This window comes from Desulfoluna sp. CYM3A, assembly GCF_056829965.1.
The window spans coordinates 2991104-3017500 of record NZ_CP186556.1 but is presented as its reverse complement, the minus strand read 5'-3'; the positions used below and the strand labels follow the sequence as shown (position 1 = coordinate 3017500).

23 protein-coding genes and 2 rRNA genes (1 of these 25 running past the window's edge) are annotated in these 26397 nt (G+C 56.8%); 22 read left to right on the top strand and 3 right to left on the bottom strand.

All coding sequences use genetic code 11. The features are described from left to right. The 3 genes from ACOYW1_RS15335 to ACOYW1_RS15325 all read left to right on the top strand — a co-directional run. Positions 1-2420: ribosomal RNA gene (locus ACOYW1_RS15335) — 23S ribosomal RNA — on the top strand; it begins 581 nt to the left of the window's first position. Positions 2421-2498: 78 nt separating this feature from the next. Beyond that, positions 2499-2615 (top strand): 5S ribosomal RNA (gene rrf, locus ACOYW1_RS15330). A 1555-nt stretch (positions 2616-4170) separates the two neighbouring features. Then, the gene (locus ACOYW1_RS15325) at positions 4171-4611 is read left to right on the top strand and encodes a hypothetical protein (protein ID WP_482423478.1); all 441 of its coding nucleotides are present in this window, start codon (positions 4171-4173) and stop codon (positions 4609-4611) included. Positions 4612-4630: 19 nt separating this feature from the next. On the opposite strand, the gene ACOYW1_RS15320 is transcribed toward ACOYW1_RS15325, so the two are convergent. Continuing rightward, the gene (locus tag ACOYW1_RS15320; protein ID WP_482423477.1) at positions 4631-4888 is read right to left on the bottom strand and encodes a hypothetical protein; all 258 of its coding nucleotides are present in this window, start codon (positions 4886-4888) and stop codon (positions 4631-4633) included. A gap of 448 nt (positions 4889-5336) precedes the next feature. Here ACOYW1_RS15320 and gdhA point away from each other — a divergent pair, with 448 nt between their 5' ends. From gdhA to ACOYW1_RS15260, 12 genes are all read left to right on the top strand, one after another. Further along, entirely contained in the window at positions 5337-6665 is a 1329-nt protein-coding gene (gene gdhA / locus ACOYW1_RS15315) for an NADP-specific glutamate dehydrogenase (protein ID WP_482415795.1), read from the top strand. A 172-nt stretch (positions 6666-6837) separates the two neighbouring features. After that, a complete protein-coding gene (locus tag ACOYW1_RS15310; protein WP_180142215.1) occupies positions 6838-8205 on the top strand; it encodes an aminotransferase family protein in 1368 nt (455 codons plus the stop codon). A 128-nt stretch (positions 8206-8333) separates the two neighbouring features. Continuing rightward, on the top strand, positions 8334-9863 hold the full coding sequence (mmsA, locus tag ACOYW1_RS15305) for a CoA-acylating methylmalonate-semialdehyde dehydrogenase (protein ID WP_482415796.1): 1530 nt from the start codon (positions 8334-8336) through the stop codon (positions 9861-9863). Positions 9864-10028: 165 nt separating this feature from the next. Continuing rightward, positions 10029-10514, top strand: a complete 486-nt coding sequence (locus ACOYW1_RS15300; protein ID WP_482415797.1) for a universal stress protein — start codon at positions 10029-10031, stop codon at positions 10512-10514. Between the two features lie 106 nt (positions 10515-10620). Beyond that, positions 10621-11340, top strand: a complete 720-nt coding sequence (locus ACOYW1_RS15295) for an ABC transporter ATP-binding protein (RefSeq protein ID WP_482423476.1) — start codon at positions 10621-10623, stop codon at positions 11338-11340. A gap of 309 nt (positions 11341-11649) precedes the next feature. Continuing rightward, positions 11650-12762 (top strand): ABC transporter substrate-binding protein, encoded by a 1113-nt coding sequence (locus ACOYW1_RS15290; protein ID WP_482423475.1) that lies wholly within the window; start codon positions 11650-11652, stop codon positions 12760-12762. Between the two features lie 117 nt (positions 12763-12879). Continuing rightward, a complete protein-coding gene (locus tag ACOYW1_RS15285; protein WP_482423474.1) occupies positions 12880-13347 on the top strand; it encodes an ABC transporter permease in 468 nt (155 codons plus the stop codon). A 2-nt stretch (positions 13348-13349) separates the two neighbouring features. Next, the gene (locus tag ACOYW1_RS15280) at positions 13350-13673 is read left to right on the top strand and encodes an ABC transporter permease (RefSeq protein WP_482423473.1); all 324 of its coding nucleotides are present in this window, start codon (positions 13350-13352) and stop codon (positions 13671-13673) included. 5 nt (positions 13674-13678) lie between these two features. Further along, positions 13679-14518 carry an ABC transporter permease gene (locus ACOYW1_RS15275; RefSeq protein WP_482423472.1) on the top strand — a complete coding sequence of 280 codons (840 nt, stop codon included), beginning with the start codon at positions 13679-13681 and terminating at the stop codon, positions 14516-14518. 25 nt (positions 14519-14543) lie between these two features. After that, positions 14544-15320 carry an ABC transporter ATP-binding protein gene (locus ACOYW1_RS15270; protein ID WP_180142203.1) on the top strand — a complete coding sequence of 259 codons (777 nt, stop codon included), beginning with the start codon at positions 14544-14546 and terminating at the stop codon, positions 15318-15320. A 392-nt stretch (positions 15321-15712) separates the two neighbouring features. Further along, positions 15713-16378 carry a GntR family transcriptional regulator gene (locus tag ACOYW1_RS15265; protein ID WP_482423736.1) on the top strand — a complete coding sequence of 222 codons (666 nt, stop codon included), beginning with the start codon at positions 15713-15715 and terminating at the stop codon, positions 16376-16378. A 216-nt stretch (positions 16379-16594) separates the two neighbouring features. Next, positions 16595-17380 carry a sulfite exporter TauE/SafE family protein gene (locus ACOYW1_RS15260; RefSeq protein ID WP_482423471.1) on the top strand — a complete coding sequence of 262 codons (786 nt, stop codon included), beginning with the start codon at positions 16595-16597 and terminating at the stop codon, positions 17378-17380. Positions 17381-17730: 350 nt separating this feature from the next. Here ACOYW1_RS15260 and ACOYW1_RS15255 read toward each other — a convergent pair whose 3' ends face one another. After that, on the bottom strand, positions 17731-18165 hold the full coding sequence (locus ACOYW1_RS15255) for a hypothetical protein (RefSeq protein ID WP_482423470.1): 435 nt from the start codon (positions 18163-18165) through the stop codon (positions 17731-17733). 9 nt (positions 18166-18174) lie between these two features. Next, a complete protein-coding gene (gene panC, locus ACOYW1_RS15250; protein WP_482423469.1) occupies positions 18175-19023 on the bottom strand; it encodes a pantoate--beta-alanine ligase in 849 nt (282 codons plus the stop codon). 396 nt (positions 19024-19419) lie between these two features. Here panC and ACOYW1_RS15245 point away from each other — a divergent pair, with 396 nt between their 5' ends. From ACOYW1_RS15245 to ACOYW1_RS15215, 7 genes are all read left to right on the top strand, one after another. Then, positions 19420-20892: a response regulator gene (locus ACOYW1_RS15245; protein ID WP_482423468.1), complete on the top strand. Its 1473-nt coding sequence runs from the start codon at positions 19420-19422 to the stop codon at positions 20890-20892. Next, positions 20843-21439, top strand: coding sequence for a PEP/pyruvate-binding domain-containing protein (locus ACOYW1_RS15240; protein ID WP_482423467.1), 597 nt, complete (start codon positions 20843-20845; stop codon positions 21437-21439). The genes ACOYW1_RS15245 and ACOYW1_RS15240 overlap by 50 nt, the downstream gene beginning before the upstream one ends. Positions 21440-21494: 55 nt before the next feature. Beyond that, on the top strand, positions 21495-22367 hold the full coding sequence (locus ACOYW1_RS15235; RefSeq protein WP_482423466.1) for a hypothetical protein: 873 nt from the start codon (positions 21495-21497) through the stop codon (positions 22365-22367). A 514-nt stretch (positions 22368-22881) separates the two neighbouring features. Beyond that, positions 22882-23574 carry a GntR family transcriptional regulator gene (locus tag ACOYW1_RS15230; RefSeq protein ID WP_482423465.1) on the top strand — a complete coding sequence of 231 codons (693 nt, stop codon included), beginning with the start codon at positions 22882-22884 and terminating at the stop codon, positions 23572-23574. Then, the gene (locus tag ACOYW1_RS15225) at positions 23567-24316 is read left to right on the top strand and encodes an RluA family pseudouridine synthase (protein ID WP_482423464.1); all 750 of its coding nucleotides are present in this window, start codon (positions 23567-23569) and stop codon (positions 24314-24316) included. The genes ACOYW1_RS15230 and ACOYW1_RS15225 overlap by 8 nt, the downstream gene beginning before the upstream one ends. A 626-nt stretch (positions 24317-24942) precedes the next feature. Continuing rightward, the gene (locus ACOYW1_RS15220; RefSeq protein WP_482423463.1) at positions 24943-25863 is read left to right on the top strand and encodes a dihydroorotate dehydrogenase; all 921 of its coding nucleotides are present in this window, start codon (positions 24943-24945) and stop codon (positions 25861-25863) included. A gap of 323 nt (positions 25864-26186) precedes the next feature. After that, positions 26187-26360: a hypothetical protein gene (locus ACOYW1_RS15215; RefSeq protein WP_482423462.1), complete on the top strand. Its 174-nt coding sequence runs from the start codon at positions 26187-26189 to the stop codon at positions 26358-26360. The last annotated feature ends 37 nt before the right edge of the window (positions 26361-26397 follow it).

Genomic DNA, 26397 nt, shown 5'->3' with positions numbered 1-26397 from the left:
GGAGTGAAATAGTACCTGAAACCGTTTGCTTACAAGCAGTGGGAGCACGATGTCTTCGGACCGTGTGACCGCGTGCCTTTTGCATAATGAGTCAGCGAGTTAATCTACGTAGCAAGGTTAAGCCGATAGGTGTAGCCGTAGCGAAAGCGAGTCTGAACAGGGCGAAATGAGTTGCGTGGATTAGACCCGAAACCAAGTGATCTATCCATGGCCAGGGTGAAGCGTGAGTAAAATCACGTGGAGGCCCGAACCGCCGCACGTTGAAAAGTGCTCGGATGAGCTGTGGATAGGGGTGAAAGGCCAAACAAACTTGGAAATAGCTGGTTCTCTCCGAAATATATTTAGGTATAGCCTTGCGTTATTATGCGACGGGGGTAGAGCACTGAATGGGCTAGGGGTCTCACCAGATTACCAAACCTAATCAAACTCCGAATACCGTTGACATCTATCGCAGGAGTCAGACTGCGGGAGCTAAGTTCCGCGGTCGAGAGGGAAACAACCCAGATCGCCAGCTAAGGTCCCTAAATCCATACTAAGTGGTAAAGGAAGTGGAAATGCTTAGACAACCAGGAGGTTGGCTTAGAAGCAGCCATCCTTCAAAGAAAGCGTAACAGCTCACTGGTCGAGTGAGTCCGCGCCGAAGATGTAACGGGGCTAAGTATGGTACCGAAGCTGCGGGTTGGTATTTATACCAACGGTAGGAGAGCATTCTGTAGGGTTGAAGGTCGACCGAAAGGACGGCTGGACCGATCAGAAGAGCCCATGCTGACATGAGTAGCGATAAAGCGGGTGAAAAACCCGCTCGCCGAAAGCCTAAGGTTTCCTGAGTAAAGCTAATCTTCTCAGGGTTAGTCGATCCCTAAGCCGAGGCCGAAAGGCGTAGGTGATGGAAAACAGGTTAATATTCCTGTACCACCGTGCAATCGTTTGAGAGACGGAGGGACGCAGAAGGGTAGGTCATCCGGGTGTTGGATATCCCGGTTCAAGCAGGTAGGCTGGAAAGACAGGTAAATCCGTTTTTCCCTTAAAGCCGAGACGTGATGACGAGGACGTAAGTCCATAAAGTGATTGATCCCATACTGCCAAGAAAATCTTCTATCGAGATTGCAAGGTGATCGTACCGCAAACCGACACAGGTAGGCAGGGAGAGAATCCCAAGGCGCTTGAGAGAACCCTGGTTAAGGAACTCGGCAAAATCACACCGTAACTTAGGGAGAAGGTGTGCCTCATATATGTGACGGACTTCGCGTCCTGAGCAGACAGAGGCCGCAGAGAAATGGCGGTAGCGACTGTTTACTAAAAACATAGGACTCTGCTAAGTCGCAAGACGATGTATAGGGTCTGACGCCTGCCCGGTGCCGGAAGGTTAAGGGGATTTGTTAGTCTTCGGACGAAGCTTTGAACCGAAGCCCCGGTAAACGGCGGCCGTAACTATAACGGTCCTAAGGTAGCGAAATTCCTTGTCGGGTAAGTTCCGACCTGCACGAATGGCGTAACGACTTCCGCACTGTCTCAACCAGGGACTCAGCGAAATTGTATTGGCGGTGAAGATGCCGTCTACCCGCGAAAAGACGGAAAGACCCCGGCACCTTTACTACAGCTTGACATTGGATTTTGGAGCAGCATGTGTAGGATAGGTGGGAGACTTTGAAGCAGGCACGCCAGTGTTTGTGGAGTCACCCTTGAAATACCACCCTTGTTGTTTTAGAGTTCTAACCCCATATCGTAATCCGGTTGGGGAACAGTGTCTGGTGGGTAGTTTGACTGGGGCGGTCGCCTCCCAAAGAGTAACGGAGGCGCGCGAAGGTTCCCTCAGGATGATTGGAAACCATCCTTCGAGTGCAAAGGCATAAGGGAGCTTGACTGCGAGAGAGACATTTCGAGCAGGTACGAAAGTAGGTCTTAGTGATCCGGCGGTTCTGTATGGAAGGGCCGTCGCTCAACGGATAAAAGGTACGCCGGGGATAACAGGCTTATCGCCCCCAAGAGTTCACATCGACGGGGCGGTTTGGCACCTCGATGTCGGCTCATCACATCCTGGGGCTGGAGCAGGTCCCAAGGGTTTGGCTGTTCGCCAATTAAAGTGGTACGTGAGCTGGGTTTAAAACGTCGTGAGACAGTTTGGTCCCTATCTTTCGTGGGCGTAGGATATTTGAGGAGATCTGTTCCTAGTACGAGAGGACCGGAATGGACGAACCACTGGTGTTCCTGTTGTCGCGCCAGCGGCATAGCAGGGTAGCTAAGTTCGGAAAGGATAACCGCTGAAAGCATCTAAGCGGGAAACCCACTTCAAGATTAGATATCCCTCTGACATTCGTCAGCTGAAGACCCCTTGTAGACGACAAGGTTGATAGGCCGGGTGTGTAAGCACAGCAATGTGTTCAGCTTACCGGTACTAATTGGTCGTGAGGCTTAGCCACAATCTTACTACATAGATGCTGAGTGCTTTATTGAGTCCATATCCTGATTGATGATCGGAAAAATCGCTTATACGATTTTCCGGTGGTGATTGCAAAGAGGCCACACCCGTTCCCATCCCGAACACGGAAGTTAAGCTCTTTTGCGCCGATGGTACTGCACGGGTAGCTGTGTGGGAGAGTAGGACGCTGCCGGATTCTTTTTTTAAGGCCCATGACATTCTGTAGATGAAACTGCGTTGGCGGGTCAGTTTGAGACGGTACGGGAAGCCCTACCAGATGGTTTGCGAAGAAGGTTGAGGACTGGTAGGGTGCGCCGTGCGCCGACGGGTAAAGAGCCGTAGCCGAAATCGACCGATTTTATGCGCCATCTCGTGCTTTTTTGGTGTCACCGATTCAAGATCTGTGTTTGCCTATCGTGGTCGGACACCCCGAAAGCCGAATCTGCGCGTCACGCCAAATGGTGCGGGGACCGCACCCTACAACCCACGATCCCGATCGGTGTCTCGTAGGATGCGCCATGCCGTCGACAGGCGCTCCATAGCCCGAAATCGACCGATTTTATGTCGCCATCTCGTGTTTTTTGCCGTCACCGATTCAAGATCCGTGTTTGCCTATCGTGGTCGGATACCCCGAAAGCCGATGTCCCTCGTCACGCCAAATGGTGCGGGAGCCGCACCCTACAGCCCAAGATGCCGATTGGTGTCTCGTGGGGCGCCGTGTACACCGATATGCGGCCTATAGCTCTAAATCGACCGATTTTATGTCGCCATGTCGTTTTATTTTTGGTGGCACGGACTCAAGATCCGTGTTTGCCGAGCGTGGTTGGAAATCCCGAAGGCTGATGACCCACGCCAAGCGGTGCGGGAGCCGCACCCTACAGCCCGCGACGCTGATCGGTGTCTCGTTGGGTGCCGGTGTGCGTACCGACAGGAGCCCTATAGCTCTAAATCGACCAATTTTATGTCGTCATCTCGTTTTGTCTTTAATGCCCCAGATTCAAGATCCGTGTTTGCTGAGTGTGGTCAGACCTCCCGAAAGCCGATGCCCCGCGCCACGCCAAATGGTGCGGGAGCCGCACCCTACAGCCCACGACGTCTATCGGTGTCTCGTCGAGTGTCTCGTGCCCACCGAAAGACGCCCCATAGACTGAAATGGACAGATTTGATGTTGCCATCTCGTGTTGTTTTTGGTGCCACCGATTCAAGATTCGTGTTTGTCAGCGTGGTCAGGCTCTCCGAAAGTCGATGTCACGAGCCACGGCAAGTGGTTCAGGATCCATGCTCCACAGTTCACGAAGCGGGTGGGGTGGGGCTGCGTGGCGCATCGTGTTTCAGTTGAATCGCCGGTAACGGTAATCCGTGTTGGAATGATGGAACCGAGGGCCGCGTGATGCCATGCGGTTCAGGTCCTGCAACCATCGCTTCGGAAACCGTGCAGTCACTGGTACACGATACGGCGCAGCGTGCAAGAGATGTCTGTGGGAATTACTGAATCGATCTGTTTGTGTCTTACATCGATTGTTACGAAGAAGAGTGGAGACGCATCATAATAGGGTTTCTTCGGCGGATATAGAAGTAAGGTGAGGAATCATCACTTTACTTTTTGGGGCCCAGAATGTGTTGGCATCTGATACTTATTGGGCCTGTTTCTCGGGGAAGCTGTAGTTTGAGGGGTTGATGTCGGACAATCGAGCCTGAGTGGCTCATGAACAGTGTTATATAAATCATGCATGAAAACAGAGGAGACGACAATGAAGAAGCTTCTGGTTCTGTTCTGCTCCGCCGGTGTTCTGTTGATGGCGGGATGCGGGAGCGAAAAGGTGACCCCCGAAGATGTCGGGAAGAAGTACATGGAAAAACGGTTTGCCGGTGCCGAAGCCAATTTGACCGAGCTCAAGTATGACGTCGTGGATACCGGTGATGACACGGCCACGGTATCCATTGAAGGCAGTATCTCTTACAAAGAGCAGATTTTCCTCGAGAAAAAAGGTGGCAACTGGGTTGTGGCTGCCGAGGCCCCGCAGGCCACCGAAGCTGTTGCTGAAGCTGCAGAGGCAGACGAGGCCGTTCATGCAGAGGCGGATGCCGCACAGGAGGCAGAGGTCGATGCCGAGGCCCCTGCTGAGCCCGAAGAAGAAGCCCATGACGGCCACGACGACAGCCATGCTGCCGAAGAGGTCGCTCACCACTGATTTTTGAGGGATGCACGGGCTATAGGATCGCGTGATGTTTTCCTTGCCCGGTAGATCCCCTGGCTTCGTTTTCAAAAACCGCCTCTTTCATATTTTGGGGAAAAGACGGTTTTCTCTCAATGTTGCCGGTTCTTTCCGTTCTTGGCTGTAAGACCACCATGAATCTTGACGATGTACCGTTCTCGTGGTATGTAATGTCATGCTTTTTTAGGTGGTTATGTCCTGATTTTTGTTTTGTCCATCTCTTGTAGGTTTCCCCGCTGTTTTTTTCTTCCATGGCTCCCCCCACGTGACGATTCGGCCTGTTTTCCCTTCTGATAGCGCAGTGAAGGTTCCATCTGTCGTTCCGGCATCTTTATATATAAGGTGGTTATGGATCCCACGGTACCCGGCTTCCCTGATGTCCTCTGAAGTATTGAAGCGGGGTCTTCCGGCATGGAATCGTGTTGCCGGTTTGGGGGCTGGAGATGAGGGGCACGGGGGCGTTGCGCAAGGTGTCATCAGTCCGTTTGATCAACATATTCAATGGGTCACAGGCCTCTGGTTTGTGTGTTCAGGGCAGGGTGAACACAGCCTTTGCCAATCGCGGGGCTTTGACTGATTTTAAAATGCAACGGAACGCTGTTTTAGTTCTTGACGCTCTCTTTTGGTATCTGATATATCAGATACAGAAGATCACGCATCATCGGTGATGCGCTGGTACTGTACTGATCGGGATAAGCGACATGTCAGAGATTTTAGAAATCGTAAAAAACAGAGACCCTCATCAGCCGGAATTCCACCAGGCCGTTACCGAAGTGGTGGAGTCCGTAATGCCCGTTCTTGAGCAGAACCCTCAGTACCGACAGCACAATGTCCTGGAGAGACTTGTGGAGCCGGAGCGTGTCATTATGTTTCGAGTCCCCTGGCTCGACGATGAAGGCAAGATTCAGGTGAACCGAGCCTTTCGCGTTCAGATGAACAGTGCCATCGGCCCCTACAAGGGCGGATGTCGTTTTCACCCCTCGGTGAACCTCAGTATTCTCAAATTCCTCGCCTTTGAGCAGGTCTTTAAGAACGCTCTGACAACCCTTCCCATGGGAGGCGGCAAAGCAGGTTCCGACTTCGACCCCAAAGGCAAGTCCGACAACGAAGTCATGCGCTTTTGCCAGAGCTTTATGGCGGAACTCTTCCGCCACATCGGTCCCAACACCGACGTACCTGCCGGCGATGTGGGGGTAGGGGCCCGTGAGATCGGCTACCTGTTCGGTATGTACAAAAAACTCACCAACGAGTTCACCGGGGTTCTCACCGGCAAGGGCCTCAACTGGGGCGGCAGCCTGGTTCGCCCCGAAGCCACAGGGTACGGCGCCGTCTACTTCCTGGACGAGATGCTCAAGACCCGCGGTGAGAGCATTGAAGGCAAGACCGTGGCCATTTCCGGTTACGGCAACGCCGGCACCTATGTCATTGAAAAAATCAACGAACTCGGCGGCAAGGTGGTCACCATCGGCGACGAGTACGGTTACGTTCACGATCCCGACGGCATCAAGGGTGAGAAGCTGAAGTACATGGCCGACCTCTGGACCATTTACCGTCGCCCCGCCAAGGATTACGCCGACAAGTACGGCTGTGAGTGGGTGCCCGGCAAAAGGCCCTGGGAAGTCCCCTGCGACGTGGCCATGCCCACCGCCCTTGAAAACGAGCTCCAGCTTGATGACGCCAAGACCCTCGTTGCCAACGGCTGCAAGGCCGTTGTTGAGGTGGCCAACATGCCCTGTACCCTTGAGGCGGCACACCACTTCAAGGAGAACGGGATCCTCTTTGCCCCTGCCAAGGCAGCTAACGCAGGCGGTGTGGCCACCTCCGGCCTGGAGATGAGCCAGAACAGCATGCGCCTCTCCTGGGGCCGCGAGGAAGTGGACGCACGCCTCAAAGGCATCATGCAGAACATCCACAACACGTGCCTGTCCGCAGCCGAGCAGTACGGCATGCCCGGCAACTACGTGGCCGGCGCCAACATTGCCGGTTTCATCAAGGTTGTGGACGCCATGATCGATCAGGGCGTGGTTTAATCCGGGTATTTCAAGACGGTTACCAATGAAATACCCGGAATAAGACAATACAGACGGGGGACCGGCGCTTCTCAGAACGCGTCTTATGCAGCCGAAGTGAGTCGGGAGGGTCGGCGCCCCCACCTGTCTTTAACATACATGAGTTTCCATTTTTTCTGGAAGGAGTGGACCATTGATAGATTTAAAAAGCATCCCCACAACCAAGGAAGACCTCGATTCCTACGAGGTGAAAAACAACTTTCATTCCTGGTCTTACCAGCCTGAGAAGTCCCCCCTGCGCGTTGTGTCCGCCAAGGGTGTTCGTTTCACCACCGAAGACGGTCGTGAGCGTCTTGACTTCAGCTCCTGCTTTGTCAGCCACAACATCGGCCACCAGGACCAGCGCGTCATCGACGCCATGTGCAAGCAGGCCAACGAGCTGACCTCCTTTGCCCCCAGCATGTCCACCAAGCCCCGCGCGGTCCTGGCCAAGATGCTGGCGGAAGTGACCCCCGGAGACCTCTCCAAGTCCTTTATCTCCCTGGGCGGCACCGAGGCCAACGAAGCGGCTATTAAGATTGCCCACCAGTTCACCGGACGCCGCAAGATCATCGGCCGTTTCCGCAGCTACCACGGCGGCACCGCCACCTCCATGAGCCTCTCTCTGGGCGACTCCCGTGGCTGGCAGCAGGTCCTGGGCGGTGCGGATCTCGTTCGCGTGCCCCAGCCCTACTGCTACCGCTGCATGTTCGGTCAGAGCTACCCCGGCTGTAAGATGGAGTGCGTCAAGTACGTGGACGAAGTGATTGAACTCGAAGGCGGCGGCGACAAAGTGGCTGCCATCATCTTCGAGCCCATCACCGGCGCCAACGGCATCATCGTGCCTCCCGACGAGTACATGAAGGAGCTCCGTGCTGTCTGCGACAAGTGGGGCGTTCTCATGATCGCCGACGAAGTCATGACCGGCTTCGGTCGTACCGGTGAGTGGTTCGCCATGAACCACTGGGACGTGGTGCCCGACATCATGACCATGGCCAAGGGCCTCTCCTGCGGCTACCTGCCCATCGGGGCCACCATTGTGCGTGAGCACATCGGCGAAGCCTTCAAGAACACCTTCTTCGGCCACGGCTGCACCTACGCAGGTCACGCCATGAGCTGCGCAGCCGCCGGTGCGGTGCTTCCCATCTATCAGGAAGACAACCTCATCGAGAACTCTCGCGTCATGGGCGCCTACCTCCTGGACAAGGCCATGGAGCTCAAGGAGAAGCACCCCAGCGTGGGCGATGTTCGCGGCAAGGGGCTGTTCGTGGGCATTGAGCTGGTCAAGAACAAGGAGACCAAAGAGCCCATCATGGCCGTTGCGGACCGCGTTAAAAAGGGTCTCAACCCCAAGACCGCCGTTGCCGCCAAGCTCGGCGAGTTGGGCATGATGGCCATGGCCGCCAACCCCAGCAACGTCATCGCCATGGCTCCTGCGCTTATCGTGACCAAGGATGAGATCGACGAAGGCATCGCCAAGATGGACGAAGCCCTCAATGTTGCCGACACCTATACTGAATAACAGCCTCTCTCCGGCTCCTGTCGGGAGCCGGAGAGACCTGTGGTTATAACTGAAGACCATTTCGCCGGGGCTGGGTTTATAAAGACCCCGGCGTCTTGAAACACGCTTTTCAAAAGGAGAGCAGTTACATGGAATTTACGAGAGTCAAGAACTTCATCAACGGTGAGTGGGTTGAAGACCCCAAAGCAACTTATATTCCCCTGCACAACCCCTCTACAGGTGAAGTGATCGGTGAAGTTCCCATGAGCAGCACCGAGGCCTCCATTGAAGCAGTGAAAGCTGCGGATGCCGCTTTCCCCGCATGGAAGAACCTGTCCATCGGCAAGCGCGTAGGTTACCTTTTTGCTCTTCGTCAGGCCATGCTTGACCATCAGGAAGAGCTGGCCGTTGCCATTGCCACCGACCAGGCCAAGCACATCAGCGAAGCCCGCGGTGAGGTGATGCGCGTTGTTCAGATTTTTGAAGCCGCCTGCAGCATCCCCACCCTGATGCAGGGCGAGACCCTGGATAAGATCGCCAACGGCATCAGCGGTCGTGTGACCAAAGAGCCCATGGGCGTGTTCGGCGGCGTGGCTCCCTTTAACTTCCCCGCACTCGTGTTCGGCTGGTTCATCCCCTACGCCATCGGCACCGGGAACACCTTTGTCTACAAGCCCTCCAACGAGTCACCGCTCTTCATGCAGATCATCGGCGACATCTTCAACGAAGTGGGTCTCCCCAAAGGCGTGGTCAACATAATTCACGGCGACCCCAACGTGGTTGAGGCCTGGTACGACCGTCCCGAAATCGCAGGTGTCTGTCTCGTGGGCTCTTCCCCCACGGCCAAGGCCATCGCACAGGGCTGCGGCAAGAACGGCAAGCGCTCCATGCTCCTCGGTGGTGCCAAGAACTTCCTCGTGGTCATGGAAGACGCCAACATGGATGTGTTCATCGAGAACTTCATCCACTCCGCCTACGGCTCCGCAGGTCAGCGCTGCCTGGCCGGCTCCATCATCGCCGTTGTCCCGGAAGTCTACGACGAGTGCATCGAGCGCATGGTCGAAGCCTCCAAGAAGGTCACCGTGGGTGATGCCATGGATCCCGATATCTACATGGGGCCCGTCATCAGCAAGGAGGCCAAGGAGCGCATCGAAAAGTACATCGAGATCGGCATCGAAGGTGGTTCCAACCTCGTTCTCGACGGCCGCAGCCCCGAGCTGCCCGAGAAGAACAAGGATGGCTACTTTGTCGGTCCCACGATCTTCACCGACGTCACCCCCTGCCGCACCATCGCCCAGGAGGAGATCTTCGGCCCCGTGGTATCTGTCATGAAGATCAACGACCTGAACGACGTGCTGGGACTCATCAAGGAGCAGCCCTTCGGCAACGGCGCCTGCATCTTCACCCAGAACCAGTACTACACCGAAAAATTCATCTCCGATGCCAACGTTGGCATGGTGGGTGTGAACGTGGGTGTCTGTGCCCCCCACCCCTACCTGCCCTTCGGCGGTATCAAAGATTCCCTTGTCGGCACCGACAAGGTTCAGGGTAAAGACGGTATCGACTTCTTCACCCAGAACAAAGTAGCCACCGTTCGCGTGACTCCCCCCGAGGGCGTTGCCGAATGCGGCACCCGCGTAGACGGCGACAAGTCTGTTCGCAGCTGCGTAGCCCAGTAGGAGAAAGCTGATCCTGAAAAGGGAAGAGGGGGCCTGTGACAGGGCGCCCTCGACCCTTTCAGGACTGCCCGGACAAGGGGGGATGTGCCGCTCCCCGGATCCCTGCAAGGGGCTCTGAACTCCGGCTTAACCTGTGAAGTTACAAACCATACCGACAGGTGCACTATGGCGTACAAAAAAATTGTCGTGGCTGTTGATGTCAACGACGCAAGCTCTGCCCTCATGGAGCAATCCGTTGAGCTTGCCGTGAAAGAGGGGGCGGAACTCGCCGTGTTCCATTGCCTACGCCAGTCTACGGTTGCGGAACTGGAAGACCGCATAGGAACCTTCACGGAGATGGACCAGGCCTCATCTCACCGGAAACGCATTGAACGAAAAGATGCCCAGGTGATGCACGCCGAGGCATGGCTCCAGGGCCTGTGTATTCTGGCCAAAGGGAAGGGAGTCAAAACGAGAACCCATGTGGCTGTGGGAAAACCCGGGGAGGACATCGTCGAGTATGCCGGCGACTGGGGGGCGGACCTCATCGTGCTGGGGCGGACAAACCGCGGCACCCTGACCGACCTTCTCCTGGGGAGCGCCAGCAACCACGTGGTCCATCATGCGCAATGCTCCGTACTGCTCGTCCACACGAATCCGACGAGCGGGTAAACCCGACAGCGCCTGGTGACCTTCACGCCCAAAATAGATAACATCAAGAAACTATGAGGGGAATTTAAAGGTGGGGAACAATCCAGCTGTAAGAAATAAAATTGAAGTGAAGAACCTGACCAAGCGATTTGGCGACCTTCTGGTTCTTGACAAGATCAACTTTACCGTGGCTGAGGGTGAATTCCTCAGCATTGTCGGTCCGACCGGGTGCGGGAAAACGACCTTCCTGAACCTTCTGTCCACGCTCATGCCTTCCTCTGACGGCAATATCTTCATCGACGGAGAGATTGCCGATCCCACCAAGCACAACCTTGCCTTTGTTTTTCAGGAGCCCACATGCCTGCCGTGGCGAACCGTGCGTGAAAACGTTGCCTTCGGCATGGAGGTGAAGAACGTCTCCGAGGCGGAAAAAGAGGAACGCCTCAATCGCATCATGGATATGGTTGGCTTGACTGACTGCGCCAGCCTCTATCCCAACCAGGTATCGGCCTCCATGATCCAGCGTATCGCTGTGGCCCGTGCCTTTTCCGTCGACCCTGACCTGCTCCTGATGGACGAACCCTACGGCCAGCTCGACGTCAAGCTCCGCTATTACCTGGAAGACGAGCTTGTCTCGCTCCAGAACAAACTGAAAAGCACCGTTATTTTTGTCACCCACAACATTGAGGAGGCCGTCTACGTTGCCGACCGTATCCTGGTCCTGAGCAACAAGCCCACAAATGTTCGCGCCGAGGTGGTGGTGGACCTTCCCAGGCCCCGCAACCCCATGGACCCCAAATTTGTTGAGATTCGGGAGCACGTCACCGAGCTCATCCGCTGGTGGTAACCGCCGCCTTTGGGGAAAAGATGCACGAAACCTTTTTTTAACCGGATGGTTGAAAGGGGCAAAAGCCGTTCAGTATCTCGTAACAATCGGCTTTTAGCTTCCGCGCCACCCGGCAGCACCACGGTCCGCAGGCGAGGTTTCACGCCGATGCACCGTCAACCGGACCTTGAGGCTATTCGGCTGATAAAATACCGATGGATCGGGCACTTTAGCACCTGTTGGTGAACCCTCCCCTTTTGAGGTGTGCAGGAGGAGGGACGAGGTGTCACTCCGTGAAACATTAACTGTAGTTATGCGAAGGAGAGTGTAATGAGAAAGCTTAAACTAATCGGCATCGTGTGCCTGGTTCTTTTGTTTGCCGTGACTGGCGTCGGAACGGCATTCGCTAAGAAGAAGCTTTTTAAATTAAAGACCTGCTGGCTTCCCGAACATGAAGCATTCATGGCCTGGTACATGGTGGAGAAGGGCTGGGACAGGGAAGAAGGTCTGGACATGGAACTTCAGTACTACGACTCAGGGATGGCACAGCTGGAAGCCCTTCCCTCAAAATCATGGCACCTGGGCGGTAACGGGGCCACCCCCCACGTCCTGGCAGGCCTGCGCTACGGCACCTACTGCGCCATGGTGGGCAACGACGAATCCTTTACCAACTCCGTGCTCGTGCGCGCCAACAGCCCCATTTTAAAGACCAAAGGGTGGAACCCCAAGAACCCTGACGTCTACGGCAGCCCCGAAACCATCAAAGGCATCACCATCCTCACCACCACGGTCTCTTCTCCCCACTACACCATGAGCTCCTGGCTCAAGGTTTTCGGTCTCAAAGACAAGGACGTCATCGTCAAGCACATGGACCAGGCCCAGGCCATGGCCGCCTTTGAAGCGGGCGTGGGCGACGCTGTCTGCCTCTGGGCTCCCAACATGTACATCGGCATGGACCGCGGATGGAAGGTTGTGGGCAACATCCACACCTCCGGCACCAGCCTGCCCATCACCATGATGGTGGCCCGTGAGTTCGGCGACGAGCACCCCGAGATCGTGGCCAAGTTCCTCCGTCAGTACTTCCGCGTGGTCAATCTCATGAAAGAGCACGGCCAGGGCAACTTCGACACCCCCACCAGCAAGCAGCTCCTCGCCGATTACCGTCGGTTCTTTGAAGAGTGGGTGGGCACCCCTCTGACCAAAGAGATGGCCATGATGGACATCAAGATGCACCCCGTGTTCACCCTGGAAGAGCAGCTTGAACTCTTTGCCAAGAAGGACGGCCAGATGAGCACCGTGGAGATCTGGATGCGCGACATCACCGATTTCTTCACCGCCCAGGGCAAATTCACCCAGGCCGAGCGCGACAAGGTCGTCAACAGCGACTACATCACCGACAAGTTCCTGAAGCTGGTGAAGACTCCGATCCCTGCGTACAACTAAGGATTGCTTCCTCCTGACATAAGGGATTTCCCCCTTCCCCTTTCCGGTGTTCTCGGAAAGGGGAAGGGGGATCGGATGCAAAAAAGTACACGATTACGACTCGGAGGTTCATGATCCATGAGTTATGAAGAGGTGAAGGTTACCAAAGAACCCATCATGGTGATCCTTCCAATCATCAGCATCATCTTCTTTTTCGGGGCCTGGCAGTCCCTGCTCACCTTCGGGGTGGTGCCCAGCTCGCTGCTGGCGTCTCCCCTGGAGGTCCTCAAGCTGTTCATTGCCAAGTGGACCCAGTTGAACCCGGACGGCGCGCTTCTCACCACCCACATGTGGACCAGCATCCAGGAGGCATTTACAGGGTATGTTCTGGCGCTGCTGGTGGGGATTCCCCTCGGTCTTGCCATGGGGTGGTTCCCGGTTGTGGAAGGGCTCGCCCGACCCATTTTTGAATTGATCCGACCCATTCCCCCCATTGCCTGGATTCCCCTGACCATCTTCTGGTTCGGTATCGGCATCCCCGGCAAGGTCTTTATCATCTGGATCGCCGGCATTGTCCCCTGCGTCATCACTCCTACGTCGGGGTGAAGATGACCAACCCCGTGTTGATTCAGATGGCGCGGACCTACGGCGCCTCCAGCTGGCAGATTTTTACCAAGATCTGTATCCCGTCTGCGCTTCCCATGGTTTTCGGTGCTCTCCAGATCGCCCTGGCCTACTGCTGGACCAACCTGGTGGGAGCCGAGCTTCTGGCTGCCGACAACGGACTGGGCTTCATGATCACCATGGGCCGCCGTCTGGCCATGCCGGACATGGTGCTCCTCGGGATGGCCATGGTGGGGTTGACGGGCGCTGTCATCGGCGTGGTCATCGATGCCGTTGAAAAGCGACTTCTTGCAGGGATAAGGAGGTAGGACACGTGACATCAATTGCCAACGAAACCCAATCGACGGCCAAGGAGCGGAGCCCCATCACGGTGAAGACCGTCCTGATGAACAAGTGGTTCCTCTACGCCGTCTCCCTGACCTGTTTTTTCGGGCTGTGGGACTATGTGGCCTACAAAAAGATCCTGGGCAGCTCCCTGGCCCGCCCCCTGGAGGTGGTGGAGTACATGGGGTACATGATCACCCACCGCCTGGCCGGTAACTCTTTGTGGGGCCATGTCTGGGCCAGTACCCGGCGCATCCTCATCGGGTTTTCCATCGCATCCCTGGTGGCCGTGCCCCTGGGGCTGATGATGGCCCTGAACAAGTACGTCAACGCCATCGTCAAGCCGATCTTCGACCTCATGAAGCCCATGCCCCCCATTGCCTGGATCTCCATTTCCATTCTCTGGTTCGGCATCGGAGAGCCCTCCAAGGTCTTTATCATTATCATCGGGACCTTTGTGCCCTGCCTGTTGAACTCCTACAACGGGGTGCGCCTGGTGGAGCCCGAGCTCTACGATGTGGTCCGGGTCCTGGGCGGGAACCGGCGGGACGAGATCCTTCAGGTCTGCTTTCCCGCGGCCTTTCCGTCCATCTTTGCAGGGCTTCAGATCTCCCTTAGTATCGCCTGGACCTGCGTGCTGGCGGCTGAGCTCGTCAGTGCCCGTTCCGGCCTGGGGTACGTCATCATCAAGGGCATGAACCTGGGGCGTCCTGCCATGGTTCTGGGTGGCATGGTGGCCATCGCCATTGCCGCACTGCTGACATCGCAGCTGGTGGGGTTGCTGGAAAAAGTGCTGTGCCCCTGGAAGCGTGAAATCGAGGGACTCTAACCCATTGGAGGATGGAAACAAGACAATGGCTGAAAACGGAAACACAAACGCAAAAATTTCCTGTCGGAACATCAGCAAGACGTTCATCCAGAAGGGGAGCCAGAAGGTCCATGTTCTTGAAGACATCAGCCTTGATGTGGAAGAGAACGAGTTTGTGGTGATCTTAGGACCCGGTCAGTGCGGGAAGAGTACCCTCTTGAGGATCATGGCGGGTCTTGAGACCCCCACCACCGGCAGCGTGGTCATCAACGGCAAGGAGGTGGACGGTCCGGGACAGGACCGGGGCCTCGTGTTCCAGAGCTACATGCTCTTTGCCTGGCGAACCGTCATGGGCAATGTGGAGATGGGGCCGAAGCTCCGCGGGGTCGGCAAGGAGGAGCGCCGAAAGGTTGCCCAGCATTACATCGACATGGTGGGCCTCCAGGGCTTTGAGAGCAAATTTCCCCACCAGCTCTCCGGCGGCATGAAGCAGCGGGTGGGCATTGCAAGGGCGTACGCCAATCAGCCCGAGGTGATGCTCCTGGACGAACCCTTCGGCCAACTCGACGCCCAGACCCGTATCTACATGGAGCAGGAGACCGTCCGCATCTGGGAGCAGGAGAAACGAACTGTCATCTTTGTCACCAACAACATTGATGAGGCCCTGTATTTAGGGGACCGCATCATCTGCATGGAGGGCAAGCTGCCCGGTCGCATCCGCGAGGTCTACGAGGTCAACCTGCCGCGACCCAGGAAATTTACCGACCATGAATTTTTGAAGCTTCGCCATGAAATCACCGAAGCCTCGGAGTTGACCTTGTAACCCGAACGCGTTTACCGCACATCGGCGGGCCCTTCATCTTTCATGGGAAAGGTGGAGGCCTGCCGGGCGGGAACCGGGGTTGGGTTACGGTGCGTGTTTTTTTTAGTGGGAGGGCCCCCTGACGCGGCACAGAGTGTGTGTCTGACGGGCAAGGGGCCGGGTTTTAACGGATTCATCTGTTTTGTGCGTGGTGTTCAATGAAGAATACTCTGTGCTGGATATTTCATAAAATATATAATATAAAATATCAGATAATTTGCAATGCAAGGCACAGGGGGCATCAAGGGCCATGAGGCCGGATCTCCCCTGCTTGCCTGAAATAGAAGACCATAAGGAAGGACCATGCAGTCGTCAGCAAGACAGGGGGAAAGCGGGGTGGTACAGCATAACCCCTGCGCGAACAAATTTACGATTACCTTCGCAATGATATCAACAAAGGCAATCTCCTGCCCGGACAGTTGGTGAATACCAACGAGATCAGCCGCAGCATGGGCATCAGCAAAACCCCTCTGCGTGAGGCGTTGATCCAACTGGAGTGCGACGGCTTTGTCACCATTCTCCCCCGGCGGGGGGTGATGGTCAACCGCCTCACCCTTTCGGACGTGCGTGAGTCCTGGGAGATCTGCCGGGCCTTTGAGTCCGAGATGATCAACCGGCTGTTTCACCGCATCGACGCCTCCTGCATCGCGTCCATGGAGGCCATCAACAACGAGATGAAAGAGGCCATGGCCGAAAAGGACACGGATCGCTTCTACCAGCTCAACATTGCCTTTCACGATGCGTTTCTCTCGCTGTCGGACAACCGCCAGATGCTTCGCATCCTGAAGCGCATCAAGCAGAGGCTCTATGATTTTCTGTCCCGCTCCTGCATTCCGGAGTGGGAGACCGTCAACTGCGACGAGCACGAGCACCTCATCGAGCTGCTGCGCTCCGGGGATCGGGAGTCCGCCACGGCGTTTCTGCGGGATATCCACTGGTCTTTCGAGAAGCAGGAAGACCATATCCGGCGCTTTTACAAGCAGGCCACCAAGGAAGAGGTGGCCCTGGCCGGGGAGTGATCGTCGGGTACCAGAGGCTATATCATTCCGGGGGTCAGGCCCGGGGTGCGATCAATATGAAAAAAGACGGGTGAACGCAGCAAGGCTGCTTTACCCGTCTTCGTGGTTTTAAACACAGGTGGGAGCCTGCTGTGGTACCGAGCCGGAAGGGGGCAGGGGGCAGCATGTTTTCGGTTCTCCGGCCCCGACCGTTATGTACGTAAGGATGTTTGACGCATGATGACCTTTCTCTTGACCGGTATCGTGGTGTTTCTTACCCACACCCTGGAAGTGATTACCGGCTTTGGGTGTACTGTTCTCGCTTTTCCCTTTGTGACCTGGATTCTGGGAATCTATGAGGCCAAGATTCTGTTGGCCGTCTTGACCTGGATCCTGGGTGCCTACCTCGTCTCCACGAAGTTTCGCCACATCAACTGGCGCCAGTTCGGCATCATCGTGGCCCTGGTTGGCCTGGGTATGCCCGCGGGCATTTACCTCTTTAACCATTTTCCCAGCGACACCCTGAAGCTGCTTCTGGGGATTTTCATTGTTTTTACCTCCATCATGCAGCTGAAAAAAGAGTACGGCGGCATTCAGCTTCGGGTGACCATTCCGGAGTGGGTCTACTACGTGCTCCTGGTGTTGGGCGGTGTTCTCCACGGGGCCTTTGCCACGGGGGGCCCCTTTGTGGTGCTCTATGCCACGCGTAAGCTGCGGGACAAGGGCGAGTTCCGGGCCACCCTCAGCCTCCTGTGGGTTTCGGTCAACACCTTTCTCATTGCCACCGACGCCACCTTTGACCCCATCCTCTCCAACATGGGCGCGGTGATCACCCAGGGGGCCGCCATGGGGCAGAGCCTCCTCAACCTGGTCTGGTCCCTGCCGTTCCTGCTGGTGGGCATTCTCATCGGTGAGGTGGTCCACCATCGGGTGGATGCGGCCCTCTTTCGAAAGATCGTCTTCTGGGTGCTTCTGGCCACGGGTGTGTTCATCATCCTCGCCAACGTGCTTCATATCGGATAACGATTCAGCCCGAAAAAAGCCTCCGGCGGCCCTGCCGGGGGCCAAACTTTTAATCCACCTTCGCCCAAGGGCTACGGCGCGACAAGAAAGTTTGACAAACAGGTCTTAAGTAAGCCTTCCAGGCTACGCTGAAACAATTTCGACATTTTCTGCCTTAGAAGAGTTTTTTGCGGAGCTTTTTTTAAAAAAGCGACCCGCCGGAGGCATAGCTGAATAGTTACCTTTTTATTTACTTTAAATACGCAAAAACCGGTCCCGGCATGTCATGCCGAGACCGGTTTTTTTGTTTGGTAACCATGGGCTCCCATTGACGGGAGGCCGGGGTATCTATGTCTACGCCTTAGTGGTGATCATTTGAGAACCGTGACATCCATGGCCGCCAGGGCCATGCGGGTGTCCGGGGATGCTTCGTAGAGTTGGATCATCTCGGCGGTGATGGGACGGCCCAGCTCCATGGAGAGCTTGTCGGCCAGGAGCTCCCTGTCGAGGTCCGAGACCTGTGCCGGGGACGTTCCAGCCTGCTTGAGATGCTTGTCTATGATGGATTTGTCCCCCTGGGGCACGTAAATGGTGCCGGTGGAGATATCCACGGCAAAGGCGATCACCCCCGGGATGATGCCGAACAGGAGCCCTGCGGCATCCAGGAGAAACACGGCGGTATCGAGCCTGCCGCCGGACTGTCCCTTGCGCTCGGGGTAGAGGAGGTACCCGCAGGCGGTGAGGTTCAGGACGGCCGTCAACAGGGCGATGGCCGTCATTTTTCGTATCAGGTTTCTGGCTTTCATGGTGAGTCCTTATTGCGGCACCAGCACCGTGTTGTCGATGAGCCGGGTTTTGCCCAGCATCACGGCAAGGGCCATGAGGGTAGGGGAGGTGACGGTCTCCACCTCGTCCAGGGTTTCGGGGTCGCACAGGGAGATGTAGTCGATGGTCATGTCCGGGCAGCCGGACAGGTGGGTCTCGGTCATGGCCTTGATGGCTTTGGCCTGGGTCTCTCCTGCGGCGATCATCTCCCGGGCCTTTGACAGGGACTGGCTGAGGCGAAGGGCCTCAATACGCTCGCCTTCGCTTAAGTAGGCGTTGCGGGAGCTCATGGCCAGGCCGTCTGCTTCCCGGATGAGGGCTCCGCCGATGATCTCGATGTCCATGTTGAGATCCTTGACCATGCGGCGGATGATGGCAAGCTGCTGAAAGTCCTTTTCACCGAAGACGGCCACATGGGGCTTGACGATGTGAAAGAGCTTGGTGACCACCGTGGTGATCCCCTTGAAAAAAACGGGGCGGGAGAGGCCGCAGAGGTGGTTGGGGAGGGTCTCCAGCTGGACGTAGGTCTCGTAGCCCTCGGGGTAGATCTGATCGCTGGTGGGGGTGAACACCACGTCCACGCCTGCGTCCCTGGATTTGGCCAGGTCACTCTCCATGGCCCGGGGGTAGGCGTCCAGATCTTCGTTGGGGCCGAACTGGGCCGGGTTTACAAAGATGCTGGTGACCAGGATATCTGCGTGTTTCTTTGCCTCCCGCATGAGGGAGAGGTGCCCGTCGTGGAGAAAGCCCATGGTGGGTACAAAGGCGATACGTTTTCCCTGTTGCCTCAGGCTGTCGCTTAAGCTCTGCATCTCGTGAATTGAACCGATGACGTCCATGTGGGTGGCCTCACTATTGGGGTTTGTTTCTTTTTTAACGGATGGCGGCACCTGTGTCCGGGGCGGCTGTTTCTCCTGCCGTTCCAGCATCGGATGCCTGTTTTATCAGCCATGGGCTTAATCCAGTCCCGATGAAAAGTCAATCCGTTGGAGGCGCTTTCCGGCGGAAAGGTCGGGAAACAGCCCGGAATTGAGAGGCCAAGGACCCTTGGAGGCCCCAGATCCGCAGGCCCTGTGCGGGGTGTGGTCGCAGAGCTTCCCATGCCTGGTGCTTGCATTGGTATTTGGTGTCTGATATATCAAAAGGTGCCCCTTTGTAAATCATGGCAAGCGGTATATATCTCTGAGACTCGGTACGAAGGAGGGTGTGGATTGACACAAAACGGCAGGTTGTCCATGGAAGAATTTGATTCCCGGTTTAAGGTGTTCTATGAGTTGATGCCCTGTAAAATCAGGGAAATCCTGTTGGTGTCCAGCCTGTATGATGCGTGCATCATGGAAGAGGACGGGCGCCTTTCCGAGAAGATCGTCACCGAGTACCGGGGGCTCAACCTGAGCCGTCCCCCGCGCCTGACCTGGGTGTCCACGGCCGAAGAGGCTCTGGACATGCTGGAGAAGCGTTCCTTTGATATGGTGGTCACCATGTTGCGCCTCGTGGACATGGATGCCTTCACCCTGGGGGAGGAGATCAAGCGCAAGTGCCCGAATATCCCCGTGGTGTTGCTCACCCACAGCCCCCTGCCCAGCCAGTTCGATCCGGTGCGGTCCAAGTCCCGGGGCGTGGACCGCATGTACGTGTGGACCGGAAACGCCGACATCCTCCTGGCCCTGATCAAAAGTGAGGAAGACCGTCTCAATGTGGCCCACGACACTGAAAAGGCCGGGGTCCGTATCATTTTGATGGTGGAGGACTCTCCCCTGTACACCTCGGCCATCCTGCCCATCCTTTACAAAGAGGTGGTGACCCAGGTCCAGGACGTCATGGAGGAGGTCTTGAACCACGAGCACCGGCTCCTCACCATGCGGGCCCGTCCCAAGATCCTCGTGACCCAGAGTTATGAAGAGGCCATGGAGATCTACGAAGAGTACAAGGAGTACATCCTTGGCGTGATCTCCGATGCCAGCTTTCCCCGGGACGGGGCTGTGTGCGACGACTCCGGGTACCTGGTGCTCTCCCACATCCAGGGGGAACAGGCGGACATCCCCCTGATGATGGCCAGCACCGAGTCGTCCAACCGCAGAGTTGCCGATGAGCTCGGTATCTACTTCGTGGACAAGAACTCTCCCTCCCTGTCCGGTGACTTCCATCACTATTTTGTGAACCAGCTGGGCTTCGGAGACTTCGTGTTTCGGGACAGCGACGGGGGAGAGCTCTGCCGGGCCCCCAACTTCCGTGCCCTTGAGAAAAAACTGGCCGATATTCCGGATGAGTACTTTTACAACCACTGGAAGAAAAACGATTTTTCCCGCTGGTTCTTCGCCCGCTCCGAGACCCTTTTGGCAAACAGGCTGCGTCCGGCCACGGACGAAGATTTCATGGGTAACATCGCCGACATGAAGGCCTTTATCCTCAAGAATATTCAGGAGCGGCGCCGCAACCGCCAGAAGGGGGTGGTGGTCCAGTTCGACGCCGAGGAGTTCGATCCGGAGACCGAGTTTCTGAAGATCGGGAACGGCTCCCTGGGTGGCAAGGCCCGGGGCCTGGTCTTTGCCTCCACCCTGCTTCGCCACCACCCGGAGCTCCACGACAGCTTCGGGGGCGTTGAAATTTCTCTGCCCCAGACCGGGCCGATCCCCCACCGAGGGCTTCGACGCCTTTGTGCGGGAGAACGATCTCAAGTGGGTGGCCAAGGCCGATCTACCAGATGAAGAGGTGATCGAGCTGTTCCAGGATGCCACCTTTCCCGGCTGGATCGACGAAGAACTCCGGGCGTTTTTAAAGGAGATCAACCATCCCCTGGCCGTACGCTCCTCGGCCCTGTTTGAAGACGCCCAGTTCATGGCGTATGCGGGGCTCTACCATACCAGCATGATCTCCAACGACGATTCGGAGTTGGAGGTAAGGCTGAACCAGCTCATCTCCGCGGTGAAGCTCGTCTACGCTTCCACCTATTTCCAGGGACCCAAGAGTTTTGCCCGGCGGGTAGGGCATCGCACGGAAGAGGAGAAGATGGCGGTGATCATCCAGGAGGTTTGCGGGCGGCGCTGGGGTGATTACCACTATCCGGCCGTCTCTGGGGTGGCTCAGTCCTACAATGATCATCCCTTTGGAAAGATGGAGGCGGATGAAGGCATCGCCGCCATCGCCATGGGACTCGGGCGCACGGTGGTGGAGGGGGAGCAGGCCCTGCGGTTTTCCCCGCGACGCCCCCATATCCTGCCTCAGTTTCCCGGGCTGGCAGGAAGAACCTCTTAACGCCCAGCAGAGCCTGTATGCCCTGAAGGTGGGGGCCAAGGCCCGGCGCTCCGTCATGACCCTCAACTCGGAAATTGAAAAGCTCAACATCCGTGACCTGGACGACGCCGGACCGGCCTCTTTCCTTTCCGGGACCTATGTCCGGGAGGAAAACACCATCCGGTACGGCCACCAGTGCCGGGGCCCCAAGGTGTTGACCTTTGACAGGATCCTTAAGTACAACATGTTTCCTCTGCCTGAGCTCCTGTCAAAGGTCCTTGAGATCGGTTCCCAGGGCATGGGCTGCTCCGTGGAGATCGAGTTTGCCGTGGAGCTTCCCCTCAAGCCCGGGGAGCAGGGGCGCTTTGTGCTGCTTCAGATACGGCCCATGACCGACCGGGACGAGCTGGCCGACGTGGTGATCACCGATGAGGAGAAGGCCGCCGGGGTCAGTGTCTCCTCCCACGCCTTGGGAAATGTCAAGGGGCAGCCCGTCACTCATATCCTCTATGTGAAGCCCGATACCTTTGATCTGAAGAACACCCGGGAGATTGCCCGGGAGATCGGCCGCATGAACGCGGAGATGGCCAGGCGAGGGGAGAAGTACCTGCTGCTGGGACCGGGACGCTGGGGCTCGGCGGACCGCTGGCTGGGGATTCCCGTGACCTGGGAGGAGATCTCCGAGGTGTGCGGCATCATCGAGAGCAGCCACGCCGACCTCAAGGCCGACCCGTCCCAGGGCTCCCACTTTTTTCATAACATCACGGCCCTGGGAATCAACTACGTCTCCATCCTGGCGGAGCGGGGCGATTTTTTCGACATGGAATGGCTCCTTGAGCAGCCGGTGGCCGTGGACGGAGAGTTTACGGCCCTTGCCAGCTTCGAGGTCCCGTGCGTGATGAAGGTGGACGGGCGACATGCCGTAAGCGTTCTGTTACCGCCTGCCTGAGGCACCGTGCAGGGGGAACCTGTCGGGACCGTATCGCCCTGGGGTAAACACCTTTTCCCTTGGTGAAGGCCCTTGAACAGGCGTTGACGGGCGAGACATTTGTGTGTACATTCCGTTTTTTTGCATGATGGGGGCTCCTGTTTTTTTAAGGGATTGGTGAAAAGGGGGCCCCTTGCCTCCCCGTGGGAGGAGGCTGGTTGAAGAGCCGGTGTTGCCATGGGGCGCTGCCGGCTGGTGTGAGTATATTTGAAAGGATACTTTGGAAAGGGTTTTTCGGCGCGCAGGTTTTGGCGCGAGCGGAAACATGGCCCGGGTGCTGTTGAATTGACCAGACTGATTTTTTTGACATCCATCCGGAGTTACCGACGGAAGAGCTAAACAGGATGCCCGCAGGGCATCCTCCTTGGGGACATTCTATGGGGCGGGAACACAACCCGTGACCCACGGAATGATGGGGACCCTGAGGGGCGCGTTGCCGCACCGCCCTTCCGCATACTGATGAAGGAGATGTGTGATGGATACTCAGGGAAAACAAGGCATAAGCATCATTGCCAAGCCTTTGCGGGAACAGATTTACGAGTATTTAAGGGATGAGATGTACCGGGGCAGCCTCCTGCCCGGCTCCCTTGTGAACGTCAATGAGATCAGCCACCGCCTGGGCATCAGCAAGACCCCCCTCAGGGACGCGCTGATCCAGCTTGAGTGCGACGGGTTTGTCTCCATTCTTCCCAGGCGCGGGGTGATGATCAATAAACTCTCCCTGGAAGATGTCAAAAACGCCTGGGAGATCTGCAGGGCCCTGGAATCGGAGATCCTGATTCCCGTGTTCGACAAGCTCAAGGAACCGGCCCTGGCCGAGATGGAGCGGTTGACCAAGGAGATGAAACGGGCTTCGGAGGTCAAGGACACCTACAGCTTCTACCAGAACAACGTGGCCTTCCATAACGTCTTTCTGAACCTCTCCTCCAACGACCAGATGCGCCGCATCATCCAGCTCAACAAGCAGCGCCTCTACGATTTTCTCACCCGCAAGCACATCCCCCAATGGGAAGAGGAGCACTGCGAGGAGCACATGGCCTTCATCGACCTCATCCGTCGCGGAGACGCAGACGAAGCCGCCCAATACCTGAAGGTGACCCACTGGTCCCTGGAGGACCAGGAGACCTACATCCTCCAGTTCTACTTCAACGGGGAGACCCATGAGTAAGAGAGTATCTGTGAGTCTGGAGACCCTGGACGTCCGCGTCCTTGACGGCGGCAGGGGCTGGGTGGCCCTGGACAAACCCTGCGGGGTCTCGGTCCATAACGATCCGGGCAGGGACCTTGTCTCTGCAGTGATCCATACCCTTGCCACGGAGCCCGTAAGGCTCCTGCAGGAAGAGGGCGCCAAATCCGACTCGGTCCATGCCGTGCACCGCCTGGACGGGGACACCAGCGGGGTGGTGCTCTTTGCCTTCGGCAAAGAAGCGGCACGGCACCTGACGCGCCAGTTCGAAGAGAAACAGGTCACCAAGGAGTACCTGGCCCTGGTCCACGGCGACCTGACACCCGAAAAGGGAAAGTGGGCGCAGCCCCTGGCCAAGGAAGCCGGCGGGCGCACCAACCCGGCAGGCAGCGGAAAGCGCATGGCATCCACCACCGCCTTTTCTGTTGTGTCCCGATCCGTGCACTACACCCTGGTGCGCTGCAGCCCTCTCACCGGCCGCAAACACCAGATTCGCCGCCACGCCAAACTGGCGGGCCACCCCCTCACAGGAGACCGGAGGTATGGCTCCAAACGCGCCCTGGCCGTTCTGGAAGAGCGATTCGGGTACCGCCGCTTGGGCCTCCACGCCCGGACCATCACCTTTTGCCCTCCGGGTTCAGACCAGACCATCACCGTGGCGTCGGCCGACTCCGTGCCCGAGGCCATGGAGACTCTTCTCCAGGGCGACATGGCCCAAGAATGATTTCACGTCAATGACGTTTAACCTGTCAGCAGCTTAATAAGCTGCCTCCTATGGATACAGTCACCGGAAAAAATTCCATTCGCTGTGTAAAATAAATGTATTCAGGGGCTTGCTTTGAGCTGCTGTCATGGCTTTAACAGCTTGCATGTGACATTTTGTAGGGTGTGCTTGCGCACCATTTGTTCGGAAAACCAATGTCTTTTGCCATATCCCTGCTGCGTGAAGGCCACCCGTACATGGGTTTCATGAGCGTTACGATTTTTCGGTGGTGCGCAAGCGCACTCTACCTCACATCCCCTACACCGTCGGCAAGTTACACCCACATGAGGGCGCGTTTGCGCACCTTTTAATTTCACAGTAACTGAATCGTTACGCCGATGTTTAAAACCTGTTTGTTAAACTTTTTAAAAGTTTAGCCCCCGGCAGGGCCGCCGGAGGCATGCTTTTTGGTTTTTTGCATTTGCGCAGCTTCCCGCTTTCGCGAACCCCGGGGTGTTGCATGGGGGCCGTCTGTGGTATAGTGCGCCATTCGGATCGGCATCCGTGGATACCGCCGGGCCTGGGGAGTTCCCTGAAGCATTTGCGGGCGGGCAGATAAGTCACCATCAATCTATACGAAAGAGATCATGAGCCAGACCATCAATACATCAGTGGATATCGGAGGCGTACGCCTCGCCAACCCGGTGATGACCGCATCGGGAACCTTCGGGTACGGCAAAGAGTTTGACGAGGTCCTCAACCTCAACCGGCTGGGCGGCGTCGTCATGAAGGGGCTTTCCCTGTATCCCGCCAAGGGCAACCCTCCCCCCCGCATCGCAGAGACCTCCTGCGGCATGCTCAACGCCATCGGCCTTGAGAACGTAGGGATCCAGCGGTTTATCAAGGAAAAACTTCCGGAGATGAAGGCCTTTGACACCAAGGTGTTCATCAACATCTACGGCAAGACCGTGGAAGAGTACGCGGCCATCGCGGACACCGCCGAGGGCGTGGAGGGCATCCACGGCATCGAGATCAACATCTCCTGCCCCAACGTGAGCGCAGGGGGCCTGGCCTTCGGCGTGGATCCCGTTGCAGCCGCTGATGTGGTCAGGGCGGTGAAGGCAAAAACCAGCCTGCCCGTCATGGTCAAGCTCAGCCCCAACGTCACGGACATCACCGAGATCGCCCGGAGCGTGGAAGGGGAGGGGGCTGACTCGGTTTCCCTGATCAACACCCTCACCGGCATGGGCATCGACATCCACACCCGTAAGCCCCTGCTGGCAAATGTGGTGGGGGGGCTCTCCGGCCCCGCGGTGAAGCCCGTTGCCATCCGCATGGTGTACCAGGTTGCCAAGGCCGTGAAGATTCCGGTCATCGGCATGGGCGGGATCATGACCGCTGACGACGCCGTGGAATTCCTCATTGCAGGGGCCTCCGCCGTTCAGGTGGGCACGGCCAACTTTGTGTACCCCGACGCCGCCGAGAAGGTGGTGGACGGTATCGAAGCCTTTCTCAAGGAGAAGGGGATCAGCGATGTCAACGACCTCATCGGGAGCGTAGAGGTCTGAAGCCCTTAAAGCCCTGACAGCCGGGCTTCGATGATCGGGTTATACGAAAGAATTTTAAAAAGCCGCGTTTTTACGCGGCTTTTTTTATTGGGGCACAATGCCTTGGGATGCGGCTTCAGCCGTGGGGCTTTTCCTTTGCGTCTCGTTCCCCTCTCAGAACTTCGAAGGCGGTGCCCCGGGATCGGCGGTGGTGAATATCCTTGCTTTTGAGCTCTATCTTTGTTTATTAAGACTGAACATAGTTAGGGTTTATGTCTGTTGTCTTTTCATTTGGTTTGTCGTTCGAATGTTAACCGATGTGAAACAATGGAAAGGGGGAGTTGATGAAGCGCACCATCCCGGTTCTTCTTGTTCTGGCTCTTTTGGTCTGCCTGCCCGGCGCAGGCGAGGTGTCGGCAGACGCCATTCTTGGGCAGTGGTACACCAAGGATAACGAGGCTGTCGTCGAAATCTACAAAGAGGGCGACACCTATGCGGGAGGGTACCTTTTTGGCTAGCCGTCGGTGGCGGGTGACCAGATGAGAACGGGGCCCC